Consider the following 1,350-nt stretch of genomic DNA (forward strand, 5'->3'; position numbering starts at 1 on the left):
CGGCGAGCCGCGGACCTTCCCGCACGCGGGCACCGGCCCGGTGACCGACCGGCAGGAGGGGCCGCACGCCCACTTCGTGCACGTGTGGGGCGACCGCGTGCTCGTCGCCGACCTCGGCACCGACGAGCTGCGGACCTACCCGCTGGACGGCTCCGGCGAGGGCGAGGTCGCCGCCGTCCTGCCGCCCGGCACCGGCCCACGCCACCTGGTCGAGCTGCCCGACGGCACGATCCTGCTCGCCGGTGAGCTGGACTGCCGCCTTCACGTGTTGGTCCCGGCAGGGCCCGGCCGCCTGGAACACGTCGGCTCGGTGGCGATCACCGCCCGCACCATGGCCGACGGCGCCCCCGGGTACCCCTCGCACATCACGGTCGCGGGCGACCTGGTGCACGTGGGCGTGCGCGGGCCGGACGTCCTGTCGGTGCTCCGGGTGCGCGCCGCCGCTGACCTGGCCATCGAGAACGTCGCCGACGTCGACCTCGGCGCGGGCGCCTGGCCACGCCACCACGCGGTGCTGGCCGACGGCGAGCTCGTCGTCGTCGCGGCGCAGAACACCGACGAGCTGCTCGCGGTCCGGTTGGACCGCGCGTCGGGCCAGGGCGAGATCACCGACCGGCTGGAGCTGCCCGTGCCCGCGTGCGTCCTGGAGGCGTGATGCGCGACAGCCTGCCGCCCGATCTGGGCGAGCCGGACGCCGCCCGTCCGCTCCGGATCGCGATGGTCTCGGTGCACACGTCACCGCTGGAGCAGCCCGGGACGGGCGACGCCGGCGGCATGAACGTGTACGTGCTGGAGCTGTCCAAGGCGCTGGCCCGTCGCGGCGCGCAGGTGGAGATCTACACGCGGGCGACGTCGTCCGCCCAGCCCAAGGTGACCGACGCCGAACCTGGCGTCCGCGTCATCCACGTGGCCGCCGGGCCGTACGAGGGGCTGGACAAGAACGACCTGCCGGGGCAGCTCTGCGCCTTCGCCGCGGGTGTGCTGCGCGCCGAGGCGCACCGCCCCGAGGGCTGGTACGACGTGCTGCACACGCACTACTGGCTGTCGGGCCAGGTGGGCTGGATCGCGGCGGAGCGCTGGGACGTGCCGCTGGTGCACACCATGCACACCATGGCGCGCGTCAAGAACGCGTCGCTCGCCCCGGGTGACGCGCCCGAGCCGCAGGGCCGGATCATCGGCGAGGAGCAGGTGGTCGCCGAGGCCGACGCCCTGGTCGCGAACACGGACCAGGAGGCCGCCGACCTCGTGCGCGACTACCGGGCGGACCCGGCGCTGGTGCGCGTGGTGCAGCCGGGCGTGGACCTCGGGGTGTTCGCGCCGCCGCGGTGCGGGGTGGACCCGGCCGAGCGC

Annotated in this window: 2 protein-coding genes; both read left to right on the forward strand. The window is 75.5% G+C overall.

Features of this window, described 5'->3' with window-relative positions:
• On the forward strand, positions 1-655 hold a 655-nt coding region (locus tag PROKR_RS13415; protein WP_157602063.1), incomplete at its 5' end, for a lactonase family protein.
• The coding region (locus PROKR_RS32725) for a glycosyltransferase (RefSeq protein WP_157602064.1) at positions 655-1,350 on the forward strand (696 nt) is incomplete at its 3' end. The genes PROKR_RS13415 and PROKR_RS32725, both read left to right, overlap by 1 nt.

It is taken from the genome of Promicromonospora kroppenstedtii DSM 19349 (genome assembly GCF_000515355.1).
In the GTDB taxonomy this organism is placed as follows: domain Bacteria; phylum Actinomycetota; class Actinomycetes; order Actinomycetales; family Cellulomonadaceae; genus Promicromonospora; species Promicromonospora kroppenstedtii.